This is a genomic window from Tardiphaga sp. (assembly GCF_028290495.1).
Classification (GTDB): domain Bacteria; phylum Pseudomonadota; class Alphaproteobacteria; order Rhizobiales; family Xanthobacteraceae; genus Tardiphaga.
Map to the genome: position 1 here is coordinate 14,776 of NZ_JAQGJT010000105.1, position 17,128 is coordinate 31,903.

Here is a 17,128-nt window from a genome sequence, read left to right on the forward strand (position 1 = left end):
CGGCGGCAGGCCATCAGAAACGGAGGAGTAGCTGAATGAGCTGTTCTCCGACTTCATGAGACACGTGAAACTGACGAATTGAAATTTATGAGGCTTTGCGCGATGCGCGCCTCCGAGTGACGATAAGGAAAAGACTGATGACCGCATTGCTCCAAGTCAATAATCTGCAGGTTCGTGTCGAGGATAACGAAATCCTCCACGGGCTGACGCTGACCGTGAATGCCGGCGAAGTGCATGCCATCATGGGGCCGAACGGCTCCGGCAAGTCGACGCTGTCGCACGTCATCGCCGGCAAGCCGGGTTACGAAGTGACCGGCGGCGAGATCCTGTTCAAGGGCGAGGACCTGCTGGAAATGGCGCCGGATGTGCGCGCTGCCAGAGGCGTGTTTCTTGCCTTCCAGTATCCCGTGGAAATCCCCGGCGTGACCACGATGAACTTCCTGCGCACTGCGCTGAATGCGCAGCGCAAGGCGCGCGGCGAGAGCGAATTCCTGGTGCCGGAGTTTCTCAAGAAGGTGCGCGATGTCGCTGCTTCGCTCAACATCCCGATGGACATGCTGAAGCGCGGCGTCAATGTCGGCTTCTCCGGCGGCGAGAAGAAGCGCAACGAGGTGCTGCAGATGGCGCTGTTCCAACCCAGCCTGTGCATCCTCGACGAAATGGATTCCGGCCTCGACATCGATGCGCTGCGGGTCGCAGCGGACGGCGTCAACGCACTGCGTTCGCCGGAGCGTGCAATGGTGGTGATCACGCATTACCAGCGTCTCCTGAACTACATCGTGCCGGATTTCGTGCACGTGATGTCGAAGGGCCGCGTCGTGAAATCTGGCGGCAAGGAACTGGCGCTCGAACTCGAGGCGACCGGTTACGCGCAGTATGAAGATGTGGCCGCCTGATCGGCGCCTGAACGGATAGTGTGATGAACGTAGCATTGGCAAAGACAGATACCGGCACGGCGCTCGGCGAGGCGTTTGCCCTCGCGCGTCCGCGTCTGCCGGGCGCCGGCAAGGTCGCCGCCACCCGCCAGCAGGCCTTCGAGGCCTATGAGCGGATCGGCCTGCCGCACCGGCGCATCGAAGACTGGAAATACACTGACCTGCGCGTCTTGATGCGCGTCGTGCTGCCGCTCGCCGTGGCCCCCGATGCTGCCGCGCTGACGCGCGCCACCGAGGCGCTGGAGCTGCATGCGATCGACGGCGTGCGCAAGCTGGTGCTGGTCGATGGCGTGTTTGCGCCAAAGCTCTCCGACCTCGGCAAGCTCGATGCCGGCTTGAGCATTCGCACCCTGCGCGACGTACTCGATGCCGATGACGTGAAGCTGCATGCGCAGCTGTTCGCGCTCGATATTGAAAATCCGATGGTCGCGCTCAACAGCGCGATGATGACGGACGGCGTGGTAATTGCGGTCGCCGATGCTGCCAAGCTTTCGCAGCCGATCCATGTCATCCACATCGCCAGCGGCGGCGCGCCGTCCGCGATGTTCACGCGCTCGATGTTCTCGCTCGGCAAGGATGCGTCTGCCACTTTGGTGGAGAGCTACATCTGCGCCGAGGGTGCGGTGAATTATCAGGTCCACGACTCGCTGGTGATCCACATCGGCGACGGTGCGCGGCTCGACCATGTCCGTCTCACCGAAGACAGCCGCGAGGCCTTCAACATCTCGTCGTCGGCGATCACGCTCGGCCACAAGGCTCATTTCAACACGTTCGGCATGAACACCGGCACCGTCGTCAGCCGCTATCAGGCGGTGATCGGCATTGCCGGCGAGCACTCTTATGTCGAGACCAACGGCGTCAATCTGCTCAACGGTCGTCAGCATGCCGACACCACGCTGGTGATGAACCATGTGGCGCCGAACTGCGCGAGCCGCGAGGTGTTCCGCGCCGTGATCGACGACCGCGGCCATTCGGTGTTCCAGGGGCGCATCAACGTGCATCAGCCCGCGCAGAAGACCGACGCCAAGATGATGACGCGGGCGCTGCTGTTGTCCGATGAGGCCGAGGCCGACAACAAGCCGGAGCTGGAAATCTTCGCCGATGACGTGCAGTGCGGCCACGGTGCCACCACCGGCGCGCTCGATGACAGCCTGCTGTTCTATCTGCGCGCCCGCGGCATGACCGAGAAGCAGGCGCAGGCGCTGCTGATCCAGGCCTTCGTCGGCGAAGCCATCGAGTCGATCGTCAACGACGATCTGCGTGAATTGGCAATTGCCGCGGCCGAACGCTGGCTGGCGGCGAGGGGATGACCATGGACCTTCATCCTGCGGTCTCCAACGGCACGTATGACGTCGATCTGGTCCGCGCGGATTTTCCGGCGCTGGCGATGCAGGTCTACGGCAAGAAGCTGGTCTATCTCGACAACGCCGCCTCGGCGCAGAAGCCGAATGCGGTGCTCGACCGCATGATGCTGGCCTACAAGACCGAATACGCCAATGTGCATCGCGGCCTGCATTATCTCGCCAATGCGGCGACCGAGGGCTATGAGGGCGCGCGCACCAAGGTGCAGCACTTCCTCAATGCGAAGCGCCCGGAAGAGATTATCTTCACGAAGAACGCCACCGACGCGCTGAACCTGGTCGCGGCCTCCTGGGGCGCGAACATCAAACCGGGCGACGAGATCGTGCTCTCGATCATGGAGCACCACTCGAACATCGTGCCTTGGCACTTTTTGCGCGAGCGTTACGGCGCCGTCATCAAGTGGGCGCCGGTCGATGACGAAGGCAACTTCCTGATCGACGAGTTCGAGAAGCTGCTGAACGACAAGACCAGGATCGTCGCCATCACGCATATGTCGAACGCGCTCGGCACCGTGGTGCCGGTCAAGGACGTCGTGCGCATCGCGCACGCGCGCGGCATTCCGGTGCTGATCGACGGCAGCCAGGCCGCCGTGCACATGACGGTCGATGTGCAGGACATCGACGCCGACTTCTACATCTTCACCGGCCACAAGCTATATGGGCCTAGCGGGATCGGCGTGCTCTACGCCAAATACGACCATCTCGTCGCGATGCGGCCCTATGCCGGCGGCGGCGAGATGATCCGCGAAGTGGCGCAGGACTGGGTCACCTATGGCGACCCACCGCACAAGTTTGAAGCCGGCACGCCGGCTATCATCGAGGCGATCGGCCTCGGCGCCGCCATCGACTACGTCAATTCGATAGGCAAAGAGCGCATCGCTGCGCATGAGCACGATCTTCTGACCTACGCCGAAGCCCGCTTGCGCGAGATCAATTCGCTTCGCATCTTCGGCTCGGCCAGGAACAAGGGCCCGGTGATTTCGTTCGCCATAGAAGGCGCGCACCCGCATGACATTGCTACCGTCATCGACCGCCAGGGCATCGCCGTGCGGGCAGGAACGCATTGCGTGATGCCTCTTCTGGAACGATTCAATGTTACCGCGACATGCCGCGCCTCGTTCGGGATGTATAATACCCGCGAGGAAGTCGACCATCTCGCGCAGTCGCTGATCAAGGCACAGGAGTTGTTTTCATGACCGACGTCGCCGAAGTAAAAGCTGCCGATGCCGCGAATGCGGACATCAAGACCAGCCAGATGCAGACCATCTCGGCGCTGTCGGCCGACGAGACCGAGCGGCTCGGCACCGAGATTGTTGCCGCGTTGAAGACGGTGTACGACCCGGAAATCCCCGCCGATATCTACGAACTCGGTCTGATCTACAAGGTCGACATCAAGGACGACCGCAGCGTCGACGTCGAGATGACGCTGACGACGCCGAACTGCCCGGCCGCCGGCGAGATGCCGATGATGGTCGAGAACGCCGTGGCCAGTGTACCCGGCGTCGGCGTGGTCACGGTCGCCATCGTCTGGGAGCCGACCTGGACGCCGGACCGGATGACCGACGAGGCGCGCCTCGTCCTCAATATGTGGTGATGTTGCGTTTGCTTGCGTGAGACGGCAATGGCGGCCTTGAATGGCTGCGAGGACTGAACACATGACAAACATGACACCAGCAACACCGAGCGTTAAACCGAAGCCCCGTCCTCGTCCGCAAGTGATGCGTCTCACGGATGCCGCCGCCGCGCGGGTGCAGGAACTGACGAAGCGCACCGATTCCGAGATCGTCGGCCTGCGGGTCGGCATCAAGAACGGCGGCTGCGCCGGCCAGTCCTACACCGTGGAATACGCCCATGACATTCGCCCGACCGACGAAGTGGTAGAGGACAAGGGCGTCAAGATCCTGGTCGAACCGAAGGCAGTGCTGTTTCTGCTCGGCACCGAGATGGACTACAAGTCCGACAAGATGCAGTCGCAGTTCATCTTCAACAATCCCAACCAGACCGGCGCCTGCGGCTGCGGCGAGTCGGTGCAATTGACGGCCGCGAAGCTGGACTAAGCTGGCGGTTTTCGCGGGCCGCGCCCGTCGCCGCATCCTTCGAGGCTCGCCGAGGGGCGCGCACCTCACGATGACGACTGCTGAGTCTGACGCTTCCATCAAGCGAGTTCTCATGGACCGCGATTTCCTCATCGAACTGTTTGCCGGCTTCGGGCCGGTCACCATCCGCCGGATGTTCTCCGGCTATGGCGTCTCCGCCGATAGGATCAACTTCGCGCTGGTGCTGCGCGGGGCGATCTACCTGCGGGCCGATGAGCACAGCATTCCGCGCTTCGAGGCTGAAGGCTGCGCGCCGTTTCGCTACGAGGCAAAGGGCAAAATGCGGATGATCGGCTCGTATTGGCAATTGCCGGAACGGCTATACGACGAGCCCGATGAAGTCACGGAATGGGCGAGGGCGGCCCATGCCGCGGCGGAACGCGCGGCGCTGGCGAAGCGGAGCAAGGGTCGCAAATTGGCGGTGAAGAAATATGTGGCGAAGAAAAAGGTCGTCGGAAAGACGACCTCCAAGCGTGCCAAAGAGCAGGTGTCAAAAGGCGTTTGAGAACGAAGACCGCCCTACGACGCCAGTGTACTGCACCGGCGACTACGCCACCTGCACCTGAATTTCCGCGGAATATTCCGGGTCGACTTCGCAGATCACGCGGTTGCGGCCATTGCGCTTGGCGGCGTAGAGGCAGGCGTCGGCGCGGCCGATCAGGGATTCCATTTCGTCGCCGGGCTGCAACAGTGACACGCCGATCGAGACGGTGACGCGGCCGAGGATTTCGCCGGTCGATTTCTTCTTCAGTTCTTTCGACATCACGGCGCGGCGGATGTGATCGGCGACGGTCAGCGCCTGGCGCAGCGGGGTGTTCGGCAGCACCACCGCGAACTCCTCACCGCCGTATCGCGCGGTGATATCAGCGCCCTTGATGGTCTGCTTCAGCGACTGGCCGACAAGGCGAAGAACCTGGTCGCCGGTGAGGTGGCCGTAATTGTCGTTGAAGGATTTGAAGTGATCGATGTCGAGCATCAAGAACGACAGCGGCTCGTTCTGCCGGTGCGACACGTCGATAGCGGAGGCCAGCGCGCGGTCGAAATACTTGCGATTGCCAAGGCCGGTGAGGGGATCGGTCAGGCTTTCGGCGCGGATTGCTTCCAGGCTTCGCTGCAGATTGCTGACTTCGCTTTTCGACGAGTTCAACCGCTCTTCCAGAGCCTTGTTGGTATCGCGTGTCTCGCGGGTGGATTTGACCAACCCCTCGATCACTGACTTCAGCTGTTCCTGGTCGGTGGCAAAGGAGAGTTTGTCGCTGGCTCCCTTGAGGGTCTGGCCGAACGACTCGGTCATGCCGAGTGCATCCGATATCAGGCCCATGACGTCGTCGATCTCGCTGATGACGCGGGCGCCGACATGGTCGATGCGGTCTGTCGTGCGAACCTGAGAGAGGTAGGTGTCGTGAATCTGGTCGAGATCAACTTCGGTCAGGCAGCCGTTGCGCGCCAGCGTCTCGTTGACGACGCGGTTCAGCGCCGAGTTATAGCCGGTCGCATAGACGTACCAGATCTCGTAGTTGCGCGGGATCGCACTCTGGCGCAACGATCTGATCTGGCCAAGCGCGACCTCGGCGAAAACCAAGGTTCGCTCTCTATCGTCAGAGATACCGGTCACGTTCTGTGTCCCCGCCACTTGACCGGCAACGTTGCCAGGTCGTGTTCTGAATGCGTAGGTTTCTAAAGATTACATTCAGACTAAGTGACGAGAATGAAGGAGCGGTAAACGGATCGGTGGCGCTCTACCTACACGCGAGCCCGGATCGGGCGCAGCAGGAATGCGGGAAGGTGCGAGTGATCGGCAGGTTCGGCTGCTTCGTCGCGGCGCGGACGTGGCGCTTCAGCGCGGCCAATCGAAGGCGTGCGCGAGGGGGGCGCTGCGGCCGGTGCGGTAAATGCCGCATCGACAGTTTGCTGCTGCGCGGCCGGCGAATGGCTCCGTTCGCCACCGCTACGGCGCGGTTCGCGCTCGCGGCGCGGCTTGCGGTCGCCCGACGGTTCGCGGGGGGGCGAAACTTCCGGATTGGGGGCTCCCCGGTTCGAAGCTTCGCGCGGGGGGCGGTTACCCGAGCCCTCGCGCTTGCCGCCGCGCGAATGCTCGCGGCCACGTCCGGCGCCGCGGGGCTGCTCGGCATTGGCTTCCCGGTTGCCGGTACGCTGACGCGCGGCACGTGCCGGTTCGGCGGAGGCTGAGTCGACAGGAGCTGCGCCCTCGACGGCTTCGTCGATGCTAACGCCGCTCTCGGCGTGCGGGATCGGCTGGCCGATCAGTTTCTCGATAGCAGCCATTGATTTGACGTCGGCCGGCGCCACCAGCGAGATCGCGGTGCCCAGACGTCCGGCACGGCCGGTACGGCCGATGCGATGGACGTAGTCGTCGGGATGGTGCGGGACGTCGAAATTGAAAACGTGGCTGACGGCGGGAATGTCGAGGCCGCGGGCGGCGACGTCGGAGGCCACCAAAATCGGCAGCTCGCCCTTGCGGAACTGGTCGAGCGCCGCGGTGCGGGCCGACTGCTCCATGTCGCCGTGCAGGGCGCCGACGCTGAAGCCGTGCTTCTCGAGCGACTTCGCCAGCAGGGCGACTTCACGTTTGCGGTTACAGAAGATGATTGCGTTGTTGAGGTCGGTGGCGCCGCGCATCAGGGCACGCAGGGCCTCGCGCTTCTCGTGCGGCTCGCGGCCCACGGAGACCTGCGACTGCGTCACGGTGATGGCGGTCGAGGCCGGCTTGGAGACCTCGATCTTGATGGGGTTGTGCAGGAAGGTCTCGGTGATGCGGCGGATTTCCGTCGGCATCGTCGCGGTGAAAAACAGCGTCTGGCGGGTGAACGGCACCAGCTTGCAGATGCGTTCGATGTCGGGGATGAAGCCCATGTCGAGCATGCGGTCGGCTTCGTCGATCACCAGCAGTTCGACGCCGGTGAGCAGCAGGCCGCCGCGTCCGGTGTGGTCGAGCAGGCGGCCGGGGGTGGCGATCAGCACGTCAACGCCGCGGGTCAGCTTGCTGTCCTGGTCACCGAACGAGACGCCACCGATCAGCAGTGCGACGTTGAGTTTCTGGCCGACGCCGTATTTGTCGAACTGCTCCTTGACCTGGGCGGCGAGTTCGCGGGTCGGCTCGAGGATGAGCGTGCGGGGCATGCGGGCGCGGGCGCGGCCCTTTTCCAGCATGGTCATCATGGGAAGCACGAAGGCAGCGGTCTTGCCGGTGCCGGTCTGGGCGATGCCGAGCACGTCGCGGCGCGCGAGCACGTGGGGAATCGCCTGTTCCTGGATCGGGGTAGGCGTGGTGTAGCCGGTGGCCGCGACGGCGGCGAGAACCTTGTCGGACAGGCCGAGATTGGAAAAGGACATTGAGCCTCTGTTATGGGGGCACGATCTCTGCCGAAAACCGGAAAGACCACTTTTCGGGATCATGCCTCTGGAAGAAACCGCCGCTTGGATTCACGGAAAACACTGTCGCGCTCATCCCCGGAGCGGCACATAAAGTTGCACGGGGATCTCAGGGCGCAGACAGGCGGCTTACTCGAAGTATCGCGTTTCGATACCGGGCCGCGTCGCAGCGGAAGATAGGCGGGAAATGGCCAAAGTCAATGCGGGAAACGCGATTCAGCACGAAAACGCCAGTGTTTCCGGGTAAATGGCGGCATTCAGGAGGTGGACAACCGGCTTTTCAGCCTCTCAAATGGGCGCAGACCGTCAACAGGACGATTTGCCATGAATGGTGAGTCTGTTTCCGCTTCACCCCGCAGCCTGACCACGCGCTGTTGCATCGTCGGCGGCGGACCGGCCGGGATGATGCTGGGCTATCTGCTGGGCCGCGCCGGCATCGATACCGTGGTGCTGGAGAAGCACGCCGACTTCTTGCGCGATTTCCGCGGCGACACCGTGCATCCCTCGACCATGATGGTGATGAATGAACTGGGCCTGCTCGACGAATTCCTGCAGCGTCCGCACCAGAACATCGAACGGATGAGCGGCCAGTTCGGCGACCGGATGTTTCGCGTTGCCGATTTGACCCGGCTGAAAGCGCCGGCGCGCTACATCGCCTTCATGCCGCAGTGGGAATTCCTGGATTTCCTGGCTGACAAAAGCACGGCGTTTCCTAGCCTGAAGATCATGCGGCGCACCGAGGCGGTGGACCTGCTGCGCGATGGCGGCCGCATCAGCGGCGTGCTGGCGCGGACCCATGACGGCGAGATCCGGATCGCCGCCGACCTGACCATCGGCTGCGACGGCCGTCACTCGCTGCTGCGCGAACGCGCCGGGCTGGCGGTGGAAGACATCGGCGCGCCGATCGATGTGTTGTGGTTTCGCATCGCCAAGACCGGGCCGGGCGATCCGGCCTTCCTGCATGCGGCGATGGGCCGGCTGATAGTGACCATCGACCGCGGCGACTACTGGCAATGCGCCTATATCATTCCCAAGGGGCAGATCGAGGCGCTGCATGCACGCGGCCTGCCGGCGTTTCGTAGCGCGGTGGTCGAGATGGTGCCCAGGCTGGCTGACCATATCGACGACGTCAAAGGCTGGGACGACGTCAAGCTGCTCACGGTGACCGTCGACCGGCTGACGAAATGGTCGATGCCGGGTCTGTTGTGCATCGGCGATGCCGCCCATGCGATGTCGCCGGTTGGCGGCGTCGGCATCAACCTCGCGATCCAGGATGCGGTCGCGACCGCGAATATCCTGGCTGAAAAGCTGCAGCGCAATGAGGTGACCGACGAGGATCTCGATGCCGTCAGGGAGCGCCGGCTGTTTCCGGCCAAGGTGATTCAGGCGATCCAGGTTCAGGTCCATAACCGCGTGATCGGCGGCGCGCTGGGCGGTGCGTTGCGGCCGCCGCTGGCGATCCGGATCATCAGCGCGGTGCCGTTGCTGCAGCGACTGGTCGCGCGGTTGCTCGCCATGGGCGTCCGGCCGGAGCATGTACGCTCGCCAAAAGCGTAACTATCCCTGCACGGAATATCCGCCGTCGACCGGAATTGCTGTGCCGGTGACGAAGTCCGACGCGCGGGAGCCCAGAAACACCGCGATCCCCGCGAAATCATCGCCGACGCCCCAGCGCGCCGCGGGCGTGCGCGCCAGCACCTTATCGTGCAGGCCATCGACTTCGCGGCGCGCGTTCTGCGTCAGTTCGGTATCGATCCAGCCGGGCAAAATGGCGTTGACCTGGATGTTGTCCGGCGCCCAAGCGACGGCGCAGGACCGCGTGAACTGCACGATGCCGCCCTTGCTGGCGGCGTAGGCCGGCGAATAGCCGGCGCCGAAGATCGACATCATCGAACCGATATTGATGACCTTGCCGCCGCTGGCCGCCTTCATCACGGGATGCGCCGCCTGCGAGCACAGGAATGCACTGGTGAGGTTGGTCTTGATGACGCTGTCCCAGTCGTCGAGCGGCAGTTCGTGCGGCGGTTTGCGGATATTGATGCCGGCATTGTTGACGAGGATGTCGAGGCGGCCAAATGCTTTGAACACCTGCGCGATCATCGCGGCGACATCCACCTTGTCGGTGACATCGGCGGATATCGCGATGGCCCGGCAGCCGGCTTGCGTGAGTTCGGCGACCGCGGCGTTCGACTTGGCCTCGTTGCGGCCGACGATGGCAATCGCGGCGCCGGCAGCGGCAAGTCCGCGCGCCATGCCGAGCCCGATGCCGCCATTGCCGCCGGTGACAATGGCGACGCGGCCGGCGAGATCGAAGAGTTGGTTGGTCATGATGCCCGTCCGTAAAGATGTCCCCGCGCGTTTGCGGCGCGTGTGGCGGCCATCATCGCAAGACGAGGCTTCCGAGGGAAGAGGGCGTCAGATCTGCGGGCGCTTTGCCAGCCACATCAGTCCAACCCCGACGGCGGCCAGCGCCGCGCCATAGTAGGCCCAATGCATCTGGCTGATCATGAAACTGGACCGCGGCCACGCGACGAAGCCGGTGCCCTGTCCGATCCAGAGCAGGCCGATGATGAAAGCGAGAAGTCCGAGGGTGAGAAATGGAATGCGCATGAAAGAGATACGCGCGGGAAGGGCGATTGTTTCAACTTCCCATAGCGGGCAAGGCGCTAGAGTGCTCTTGCCCGCCTTGCAGTGACCTTAGACGTCCAGCAGATCCTCGCTGGCGAATTCCGCCTTGTCCGAGATGAATGCGAAGCGCGCTTCGGCCTTGCTGCCCATCAGGCGTTCGACCGAATCCGCGGTGCCTTCGCGGTCTTCGGCCATGAGCACGACGCGCAACAGGGTGCGCTTCGACGGGTCCATGGTGGTTTCCTTCAGCTGCGCGGGCATCATCTCGCCGAGGCCTTTGAAGCGGCCGATCTCGACCTTGGCGTTGGCGTTGAACTCGCTCTTCAGCAGCGCGTCGCGATGGGCCTCGTCGCGGGCATAGATCGTCTTGCTGCCGTGCGTCATGCGGTACAACGGCGGCACCGCGAGATACAGATGGCCCTCGTCGATCAGTTTGGGCGTTTGCCGATAGAAGAACGTGATCAGCAGCGACGCGATGTGGGCGCCATCGACGTCGGCGTCGGTCATGATGATGATGCGGGAGTAGCGCAGGTCTTCTTCGCGGTACGACGCGCCGGTGCCGCAGCCCATCGCTTGCAGCAGGTCGGAAATCTGCTGGTTGGCGGTGATCTTGTCCTTGGTGGCCGAGGCCACGTTGAGGATTTTTCCTCGCAACGGCAGGATTGCTTGTGTCTTGCGGTCGCGCGCCTGCTTGGCGCTGCCGCCTGCCGAGTCCCCTTCGACCAGGAACAGTTCGGAGCCCTCGGTCGCCGTGTTGGTGCAGTCGGCTAGCTTGCCGGGCAGGCGCAGTTTCTTCACCGCGGTCTTGCGTGAGGTTTCTTTTTCGGCGCGGCGGCGCAGCCGGTCGTCGGCGCGCTCCAGCACGAATTCCAAAAGCTTGTTGGCCTGCACGGGGTTGCCGGACAGCCAGTGGTCGAACGGGTCCTTGATCGCCTGCTCGACGATCTTCTGTGCTTCGGCCGTGGCGAGGCGGTCCTTGGTCTGGCCCTGGAATTCCGGCTCGCGCACGAACACCGAAAGCATCACGGCGGCGCCGACCATGACGTCTTCCGAGGTGATGGAGCTGGAACGCTTGCCCTGGCCGGCGCGTTCGGCGTGGTCCTTCAGGCCGCGCAGCAGCGCGCTGCGCATGCCGGCCTCGTGGGTGCCGCCGTCGGGGGTCGGCACGGTGTTGGTGTAGGACGACATGAAACCGTCGGCATCCGCGGTCCACGCCACCGCCCACTCGCAGGCGCCGTGCGCGCCATTGCGGCCGGATTTGCCGGAGAAAATGTCGGGATGCACCAGCGTGTCATTGTGGATCGCCGCCCCCAGGAAGTCCTTGAGGCCGCCGGGGAAGTGAAATTCGTCCTCCGCCGGGACGCCCTCGATGCCCTTGAGCAATTCGGGATCACAGCGCCAGCGGATCTTCACGCCGCCGAACAGATAGGCCTTCGAGCGCGCCATCTTGAACAGCCGCTGCGGCTTGAACGCCGCCTTGGCGCCGAAGATTTCAGTGTCGGGCTTGAAACGGATGCGGGTGCCGCGCCGGTTATGCACCTTGCCGAGGTCAACGATGTTACCCTGCGGGATGCCGCGGGCGAAGGTCATCTTGAAGAGTTGCTGGTTACGCGCGACCTCGACCTCAAGCAGGGAGGACAGCGCGTTGACCACGGAGACACCGACGCCGTGCAGGCCGCCTGAGGTCTCATAGACCTTGGAGTCGAATTTGCCGCCGGCATGCAGCGTGCACATGATGACTTCGAGCGCGGATTTCTTTGGGAACTTGGGGTGCGGATCGACCGGGATGCCGCGGCCGTTGTCGGACACGGTGAGGTAGCCGTCGGCCGCCAGTTCAACATCGATGAAGGAGGCGTGGCCGGCCAGCGCCTCGTCCATCGAGTTGTCGATCACTTCGGCGAACAGATGATGCAGCGCCTTTTCATCGGTGCCGCCGATATACATGCCAGGTCGGCGCCGCACCGGCTCCAGGCCTTCGAGTACCTCGATGTCCGCCGCGGTATAGCCATCCTCCGCGCTCGCCGCCCGGGCCGGGGCCTTGGCGGGAGCCACGACCTTCGGCGTAGCGCCGCCAAAAAAATCGTCTTTATCGTTTGTTTTCTGTGGCTTGGACATGTGTCTTAAGGTCTTGTCTCGGGTTGCGCCGCACGATGCGCGGCGAATCGTTGCTTTGACTATGCCACGGTTGGGTTTGCAATGTGACCGAGCAGGGCCGGTGCGGCTGCGCGCTCACGCACATCTTTCGCGATGCGATCATCACGTCGCCATGGTCGGTTTGATCTGAGAGAGACGCGCAATTAGCGCCGATCGCGCTATTCGTGTTGTGACTTGCTGTGATCGCCGCAGCCGGTCTACGTCTACTTGGACACTTATCTATCGAAGCGTTCAGCGATACCGCTGGAAACTCCAGCGACCGCGGAAGGACACCATCGACATGGAAGGCTGGATGCAGGGGCTGATCGATTTCGTGCGCCTGCATCAGGACTGGGCCGCGCCGATTGTGTTGCTGCTGGCGTTCGGGGAATCGCTGGCCTTCATTTCGCTGCTGATCCCGGCCTGGGGTGCGCTGGTCGCGATCGGGGCGCTGATCGGCGCCAGCGGCGTGAGCTTCTGGCCGGTTCTGATCGCCGGCGGCATTGGCGCAGCTCTGGGCGACTGGCTGTCGTACTGGTTCGGCTCCCGCTACAAGCAACAGGTCGCCGGGATGTGGCCACTGTCGCGCTATCCTGCGATGCTGCCGCGCGGCGAGGCCTTCGTGCAGAAATGGGGCGTGCCCGGGATCTTCATCGGCCGCTTCTTCGGTCCCCTGCGCGCTTCGGTGCCGCTGGCCGCCGGCATATTCGAGATGCCGTACTGGCGCTTCCAGTTCGCGAACTTCACCTCGGCATTCGTATGGGCAGCTGTATTGCTGCTGTGCGGCGACCTGCTGTCGATTGCGGCAAAGTGGCTATGGCATACCGTTTGAGCACGTGTGATTTTGCTGGTACTGGAATAGCGATTAACGGGGCAAAAGCCCGATCGCTCAGGGGAGAAACGCCATGGAATTGTCACGACGCCAGGCTTTGGCCGGCGCGGCCGCGCTCGCCGCATCGCCGATGCTGACCACCTCTGCCGCCCAGGCATCGGCGCCGCTGGCCGACAAGCAGGCTCCGAGTTTCTATCGCTACAAGATCGGCGACGTCCAGGTGAACGCGATCTCGGATGGCGCCAACACGTTTCCGCTCACTGACGCCTATACATCGAACGTGAAAAAGGACGCGGTGAACGCCGCGCTGGAGAAGGCATTCCTGCCCAAGGACCAGATTACCACCAATTACGCGCCGCTGGTGCTCAATATCGGCGGCAAACTGATCGCGATCGATACCGGCAACGGCGCCGCCGCCTTCGCCGCCAGCAAGGGCAACGTCGGCCAGTTCACCGCTAACATGCTGGCCGCCGGTATCGACCCGAAGGCGATCGACATGGTCGTGATCTCGCATTTTCACGGCGACCATGTGAACGGCCTCCTGCTGGCCGACGGCACGCCGGCATTCCCCAACGCTGAGGTTCTGGTGCCCGCGGTCGAATGGAAGTTCTGGATGGACGACGGCGAGATGAGCCGCGCCTCGGGCGATCGCATGCCCGGTCTGTTCAAGAACAACCGCCGCATCTTTGACGCCGGACTGAAGAAGAAGGTCACGCCCTATGAATGGGGCAAGGACGTCGCGCCTGGTCTGCTTGCGGTGGAGTCGATCGGTCACACGCCGGGCCACACCTCCTATGTGCTGTCGTCCGGCAAGGACAAGCTCTTCATCCAGTCCGACGTGACCAACAGCCCGGCGCTGTTTGCCGCCAATCCCGGCTGGCACGTCAGCTTTGACCAGGACCCGGCGCAGGCTGAAACCACGCGGCGCAAAGTCTACGACATGCTGGTCGCCGACCGGATGCGCGTGCAGGGCTTCCACTATCCGTTCCCGGCGAATGGCTTCGTCGAGAAGGACGGCAGCGGCTACCGGCTGGTGCCGTCGCCATGGAGCCCGATCATCTAGAACCTTCCGTTCCAATAGTCGGAATAGAAGCTCCAGTTTGTTGTTTTGACGCATTTTCTTAAAGCGAACCGGTATTCACTTCGCTGGAAAATGCTTTCGTCATCTTGACGAATAACGGGCGCGGCCGTATGACCGCGCCCATGATCAACGCCGCTACTCACAGCATCGCCCGCCGTCGCCGCATCATCGCGGCAGGTGACGGCGTTCGCGTTTAGATCGTCGCTACTGCCGCCGGATACGGTCCGCGGCACCAGGCTTCCCACCCTCGCGCAACCTGATCCGACGGCTCCTCATTTAACTGGAGACCGCCATGTATACGCCGCCACACTTCAAGCCCGACCGCGCCGCTGCTCTGGCGTTCGCAGCCGCGCGTGGCTTCGGCACTGTTTGTGCGTGGAGCGGCCAGAAGCCGGTGGCCTCGACGGTGCCGTTTGCGCTCGACTATGGCGCCGACGGCTCACCGCGCGTGACGTTCCATATGGCCCGCCACAACCCGTTGCTGAAGCTGGCCGACGGCGTGACCCCGTGGGTGATGGCGGTCAACGGTGCGGATGCCTATGTGTCGGCTGACTGGTACGTCTCGCCGGACCAAGTGCCCACCTGGCTATATCAGGCGGTGCACCTGACCGGACCGGTGCGCCTGCTGGCCGACGACGAACTTCGCCCCCATCTTGACGTGCTGTCCGCCAAATTCGAAGACTGGCTGCTGCCGAAGAAGCCGTGGACATCGGACAAGATGGCCGTGGCACGGCTGGATGCGATGAAGAAGGCGATTGTCGGCGTGGTAATGACGGTGGATGAGGTCGAGGGCAGCTTCAAGCTGAACCAGCACAAGTCCGACGCCGACTATGCGGCGGTTTCGACAGCGTTGTCGGTACAGCCCGACGCGGCTGCAAAGCTGCTGGCCAGTGAGATGCGTGCGCTGCGGCCGCAACTCTTCGCGGACGACGTGTCACAATTGAATGCTATGCCGCCCCTTGAAGGAACGACGTGATGAGCATGGATACAACGACGGCCCGGGCCTCCGGCAGCACCTCGGCGACGCCCGCCGTATTCGTCGACGGCGCAGCCGGCACGACGGGCCTCGGCATTCGCGAGCGCCTGGCGCACCAGAGTGATGTGATCGTCAAACATATCGATCCCGACAAGCGCAAGGATCCGGTGGCGAAGCGGGCGCTGATGGAGGAGGTCGATCTTGTCATTCTCTGCCTGCCGGATGATGCCGCCAAGGAGACCGTCGCGCTGATCGACAGCATGGGGGCCAAGGGGCCGAAAGTGCTCGATGCCTCCACCGCCTATCGCGTCGCGCCGGACTGGACCTATGGCTTTGCCGAACTGGCGCCGGACCAGGCCGACAAGATCCGCACCGCGCGAAAAGTCTCGAACCCCGGCTGCTATCCGACCGGTGCGATCGCGCTGCTGCGGCCGCTCGTCGATGCCGGATTGCTGCCGGCCGACCATCCCGTCACCATCAATGCGGTGAGCGGCTATTCGGGTGGCGGCAAGTCGATGATCGAAAGCTTTGAGGACGGCTCGGCACCGGCTTTCGAACTGTACGGCCTCGGACTGCAGCACAAGCACGTGCCGGAAACGCAGTTGTATTCGCATCTGGTGCGTCGGCCGATCTTCGTGCCGTCGGTCGGCAACTTCCGGCAAGGCATGCTCGTGTCGGTGCCGCTGCATCTCGACACGCTGCCGGGTAAGCCGAACGGCGCGGCTTTGCATCAGGCGCTGGCGAAACGCTACGCCGGCAGCGCCAACGTGTCGGTGATGCCGCTCGACGATGTGGCGATCAAGAACGGACGGATCGAGCCGGAGGCGCTCAACGAGACCAATACGCTGCAGCTTTACGTGTTTGCGAATGACGCTCTGGGGCAGGCGGTGCTGGTGGCCCGTCTCGACAACCTCGGCAAGGGCGCGTCGGGCGCCGCCGTGCAGAACATGCGGCTGATGCTCGGGCTGGATTGAGCGACACCCGAGCTACACAACCACACAACGAAAACGGCCCGGACTTTCGTCCGGGCCGTTCGCGTATCAGATAAGCCTTCGCTTAGGCGGCGGCCGAGGCCTTACCTTCGGTCGAGACTTCCGCGATCGTCTTCAGGATCTGCGAAGCGATGGCGTAGGGGTCACCCTGGGAGTTCGGACGACGATCTTCCAGATAGCCCTTGTACTCGTTGTTGACGAACGAGTGCGGGACGCGGATCGAAGCGCCGCGATCGGCAACGCCGTAGCTGAACTTGGTCCACGGAGCGGTTTCGTGCTTGCCGGTCAGGCGCAGATGATTGTCTGGACCGTACACAGCCATGTGGGCTTCGAGGTTCTTGTCGAAGGCCTTCATCAAGGCCTCGAAGTATTCCTTGCCGCCGACCGTACGCAGATACTCGGTCGAGAAGTTGGCGTGCATGCCGGAGCCGTTCCAGTCGGTGTCGCCGAGCGGCTTGCAGTGATACTCGATGTCGATGCCGTACTTCTCGGTCAGCCGCTGCATCAGATAGCGGGCCATCCACATTTCGTCGGCGGCCTTTTTGGAGCCCTTGCCGAAAATCTGGAACTCCCACTGGCCCTTGGCCACTTCGGCGTTGATGCCTTCATGGTTGATGCCAGCTTCAAGGCAGAGATCGAGATGTTCCTCGACGATCTTGCGGGCAACGTCGCCGACATTGCTGTAGCCGACGCCGGTATAA

Annotated in this window: 17 protein-coding genes and 1 pseudogene; 11 read left to right on the top strand and 7 right to left on the bottom strand. The window is 63.2% G+C overall.

All coding sequences use genetic code 11. The features are described from left to right. Positions 1-137 precede the first annotated feature (137 nt). The 6 genes from sufC (at position 138) to JWQ24_RS16550 (ending at position 4,897) form a co-directional block, all read left to right on the top strand. Positions 138-896 carry a Fe-S cluster assembly ATPase SufC gene (gene sufC, locus JWQ24_RS16525; protein WP_299810138.1) on the top strand — a complete coding sequence of 253 codons (759 nt, stop codon included), beginning with the start codon at positions 138-140 and terminating at the stop codon, positions 894-896. A gap of 23 nt (positions 897-919) precedes the next feature. After that, complete coding sequence (gene sufD / locus JWQ24_RS16530; protein ID WP_299810141.1) at positions 920-2,245, top strand: Fe-S cluster assembly protein SufD; 1,326 nt, start codon at positions 920-922, stop codon at positions 2,243-2,245. Next, a complete protein-coding gene (locus JWQ24_RS16535) occupies positions 2,242-3,492 on the top strand; it encodes a cysteine desulfurase (RefSeq protein WP_299810144.1) in 1,251 nt (416 codons plus the stop codon). The genes sufD and JWQ24_RS16535 overlap by 4 nt, the downstream gene beginning before the upstream one ends. Then, on the top strand, positions 3,489-3,890 hold the full coding sequence (locus JWQ24_RS16540) for an SUF system Fe-S cluster assembly protein (RefSeq protein WP_299810147.1): 402 nt from the start codon (positions 3,489-3,491) through the stop codon (positions 3,888-3,890). Before JWQ24_RS16535 ends, JWQ24_RS16540 begins: the two co-directional genes overlap by 4 nt. A 61-nt stretch (positions 3,891-3,951) precedes the next feature. Beyond that, positions 3,952-4,353, top strand: a complete 402-nt coding sequence (locus tag JWQ24_RS16545) for an iron-sulfur cluster assembly accessory protein (protein ID WP_299810150.1) — start codon at positions 3,952-3,954, stop codon at positions 4,351-4,353. 112 nt (positions 4,354-4,465) lie between these two features. Beyond that, positions 4,466-4,897, top strand: coding sequence for a TfoX/Sxy family protein (locus JWQ24_RS16550; protein ID WP_299810152.1), 432 nt, complete (start codon positions 4,466-4,468; stop codon positions 4,895-4,897). Positions 4,898-4,939: 42 nt separating this feature from the next. Here JWQ24_RS16550 and JWQ24_RS16555 read toward each other — a convergent pair whose 3' ends face one another. Further along, a complete protein-coding gene (locus JWQ24_RS16555; RefSeq protein WP_299810155.1) occupies positions 4,940-6,007 on the bottom strand; it encodes a GGDEF domain-containing protein in 1,068 nt (355 codons plus the stop codon). A gap of 128 nt (positions 6,008-6,135) precedes the next feature. Then, a complete protein-coding gene (locus JWQ24_RS16560) occupies positions 6,136-7,746 on the bottom strand; it encodes a DEAD/DEAH box helicase (protein ID WP_299810157.1) in 1,611 nt (536 codons plus the stop codon). Between the two features lie 363 nt (positions 7,747-8,109). Here JWQ24_RS16560 and JWQ24_RS16565 point away from each other — a divergent pair, with 363 nt between their 5' ends. Beyond that, positions 8,110-9,342, top strand: a complete 1,233-nt coding sequence (locus JWQ24_RS16565) for an FAD-dependent oxidoreductase (RefSeq protein ID WP_299810160.1) — start codon at positions 8,110-8,112, stop codon at positions 9,340-9,342. On the opposite strand, the gene JWQ24_RS16570 is transcribed toward JWQ24_RS16565, so the two are convergent. The 3 genes from JWQ24_RS16570 to parE form a co-directional block, all read right to left on the bottom strand. Then, on the bottom strand, positions 9,343-10,113 hold the full coding sequence (locus tag JWQ24_RS16570; RefSeq protein WP_299810163.1) for a glucose 1-dehydrogenase: 771 nt from the start codon (positions 10,111-10,113) through the stop codon (positions 9,343-9,345). Between the two features lie 87 nt (positions 10,114-10,200). Continuing rightward, complete coding sequence (locus tag JWQ24_RS16575; RefSeq protein WP_299810165.1) at positions 10,201-10,395, bottom strand: hypothetical protein; 195 nt, start codon at positions 10,393-10,395, stop codon at positions 10,201-10,203. 87 nt (positions 10,396-10,482) lie between these two features. Next, positions 10,483-12,528: a DNA topoisomerase IV subunit B gene (gene parE / locus JWQ24_RS16580; RefSeq protein ID WP_299810168.1), complete on the bottom strand. Its 2,046-nt coding sequence runs from the start codon at positions 12,526-12,528 to the stop codon at positions 10,483-10,485. A 319-nt stretch (positions 12,529-12,847) separates the two neighbouring features. Between parE and JWQ24_RS16585 the strand changes: the two genes are divergently transcribed. Together JWQ24_RS16585 and JWQ24_RS16590 are read left to right on the top strand one after the other, a co-directional pair. Then, the gene (locus JWQ24_RS16585; protein ID WP_299810171.1) at positions 12,848-13,378 is read left to right on the top strand and encodes a DedA family protein; all 531 of its coding nucleotides are present in this window, start codon (positions 12,848-12,850) and stop codon (positions 13,376-13,378) included. Between the two features lie 73 nt (positions 13,379-13,451). Beyond that, on the top strand, positions 13,452-14,441 hold the full coding sequence (locus tag JWQ24_RS16590) for an MBL fold metallo-hydrolase (RefSeq protein WP_299810174.1): 990 nt from the start codon (positions 13,452-13,454) through the stop codon (positions 14,439-14,441). On the opposite strand, the gene JWQ24_RS16595 is transcribed toward JWQ24_RS16590, so the two are convergent. After that, positions 14,438-14,692 (bottom strand): hypothetical protein, encoded by a 255-nt coding sequence (locus JWQ24_RS16595; RefSeq protein ID WP_299810177.1) that lies wholly within the window; start codon positions 14,690-14,692, stop codon positions 14,438-14,440. The genes JWQ24_RS16590 and JWQ24_RS16595 overlap by 4 nt on opposite strands. A gap of 59 nt (positions 14,693-14,751) precedes the next feature. Between JWQ24_RS16595 and JWQ24_RS16600 the strand changes: the two genes are divergently transcribed. Together JWQ24_RS16600 and argC are read left to right on the top strand one after the other, a co-directional pair. Then, the gene (locus tag JWQ24_RS16600) at positions 14,752-15,435 is read left to right on the top strand and encodes an FMN-binding negative transcriptional regulator (protein WP_299810179.1); all 684 of its coding nucleotides are present in this window, start codon (positions 14,752-14,754) and stop codon (positions 15,433-15,435) included. Further along, on the top strand, positions 15,435-16,409 hold the full coding sequence (argC, locus tag JWQ24_RS16605) for an N-acetyl-gamma-glutamyl-phosphate reductase (RefSeq protein WP_299810182.1): 975 nt from the start codon (positions 15,435-15,437) through the stop codon (positions 16,407-16,409). Before JWQ24_RS16600 ends, argC begins: the two co-directional genes overlap by 1 nt. A gap of 82 nt (positions 16,410-16,491) precedes the next feature. On the opposite strand, the pseudogene JWQ24_RS16610 reads toward argC, so the two are convergent. Beyond that, positions 16,492-17,128, bottom strand: a pseudogene (locus tag JWQ24_RS16610) (glutamine synthetase); the annotation flags it as partial.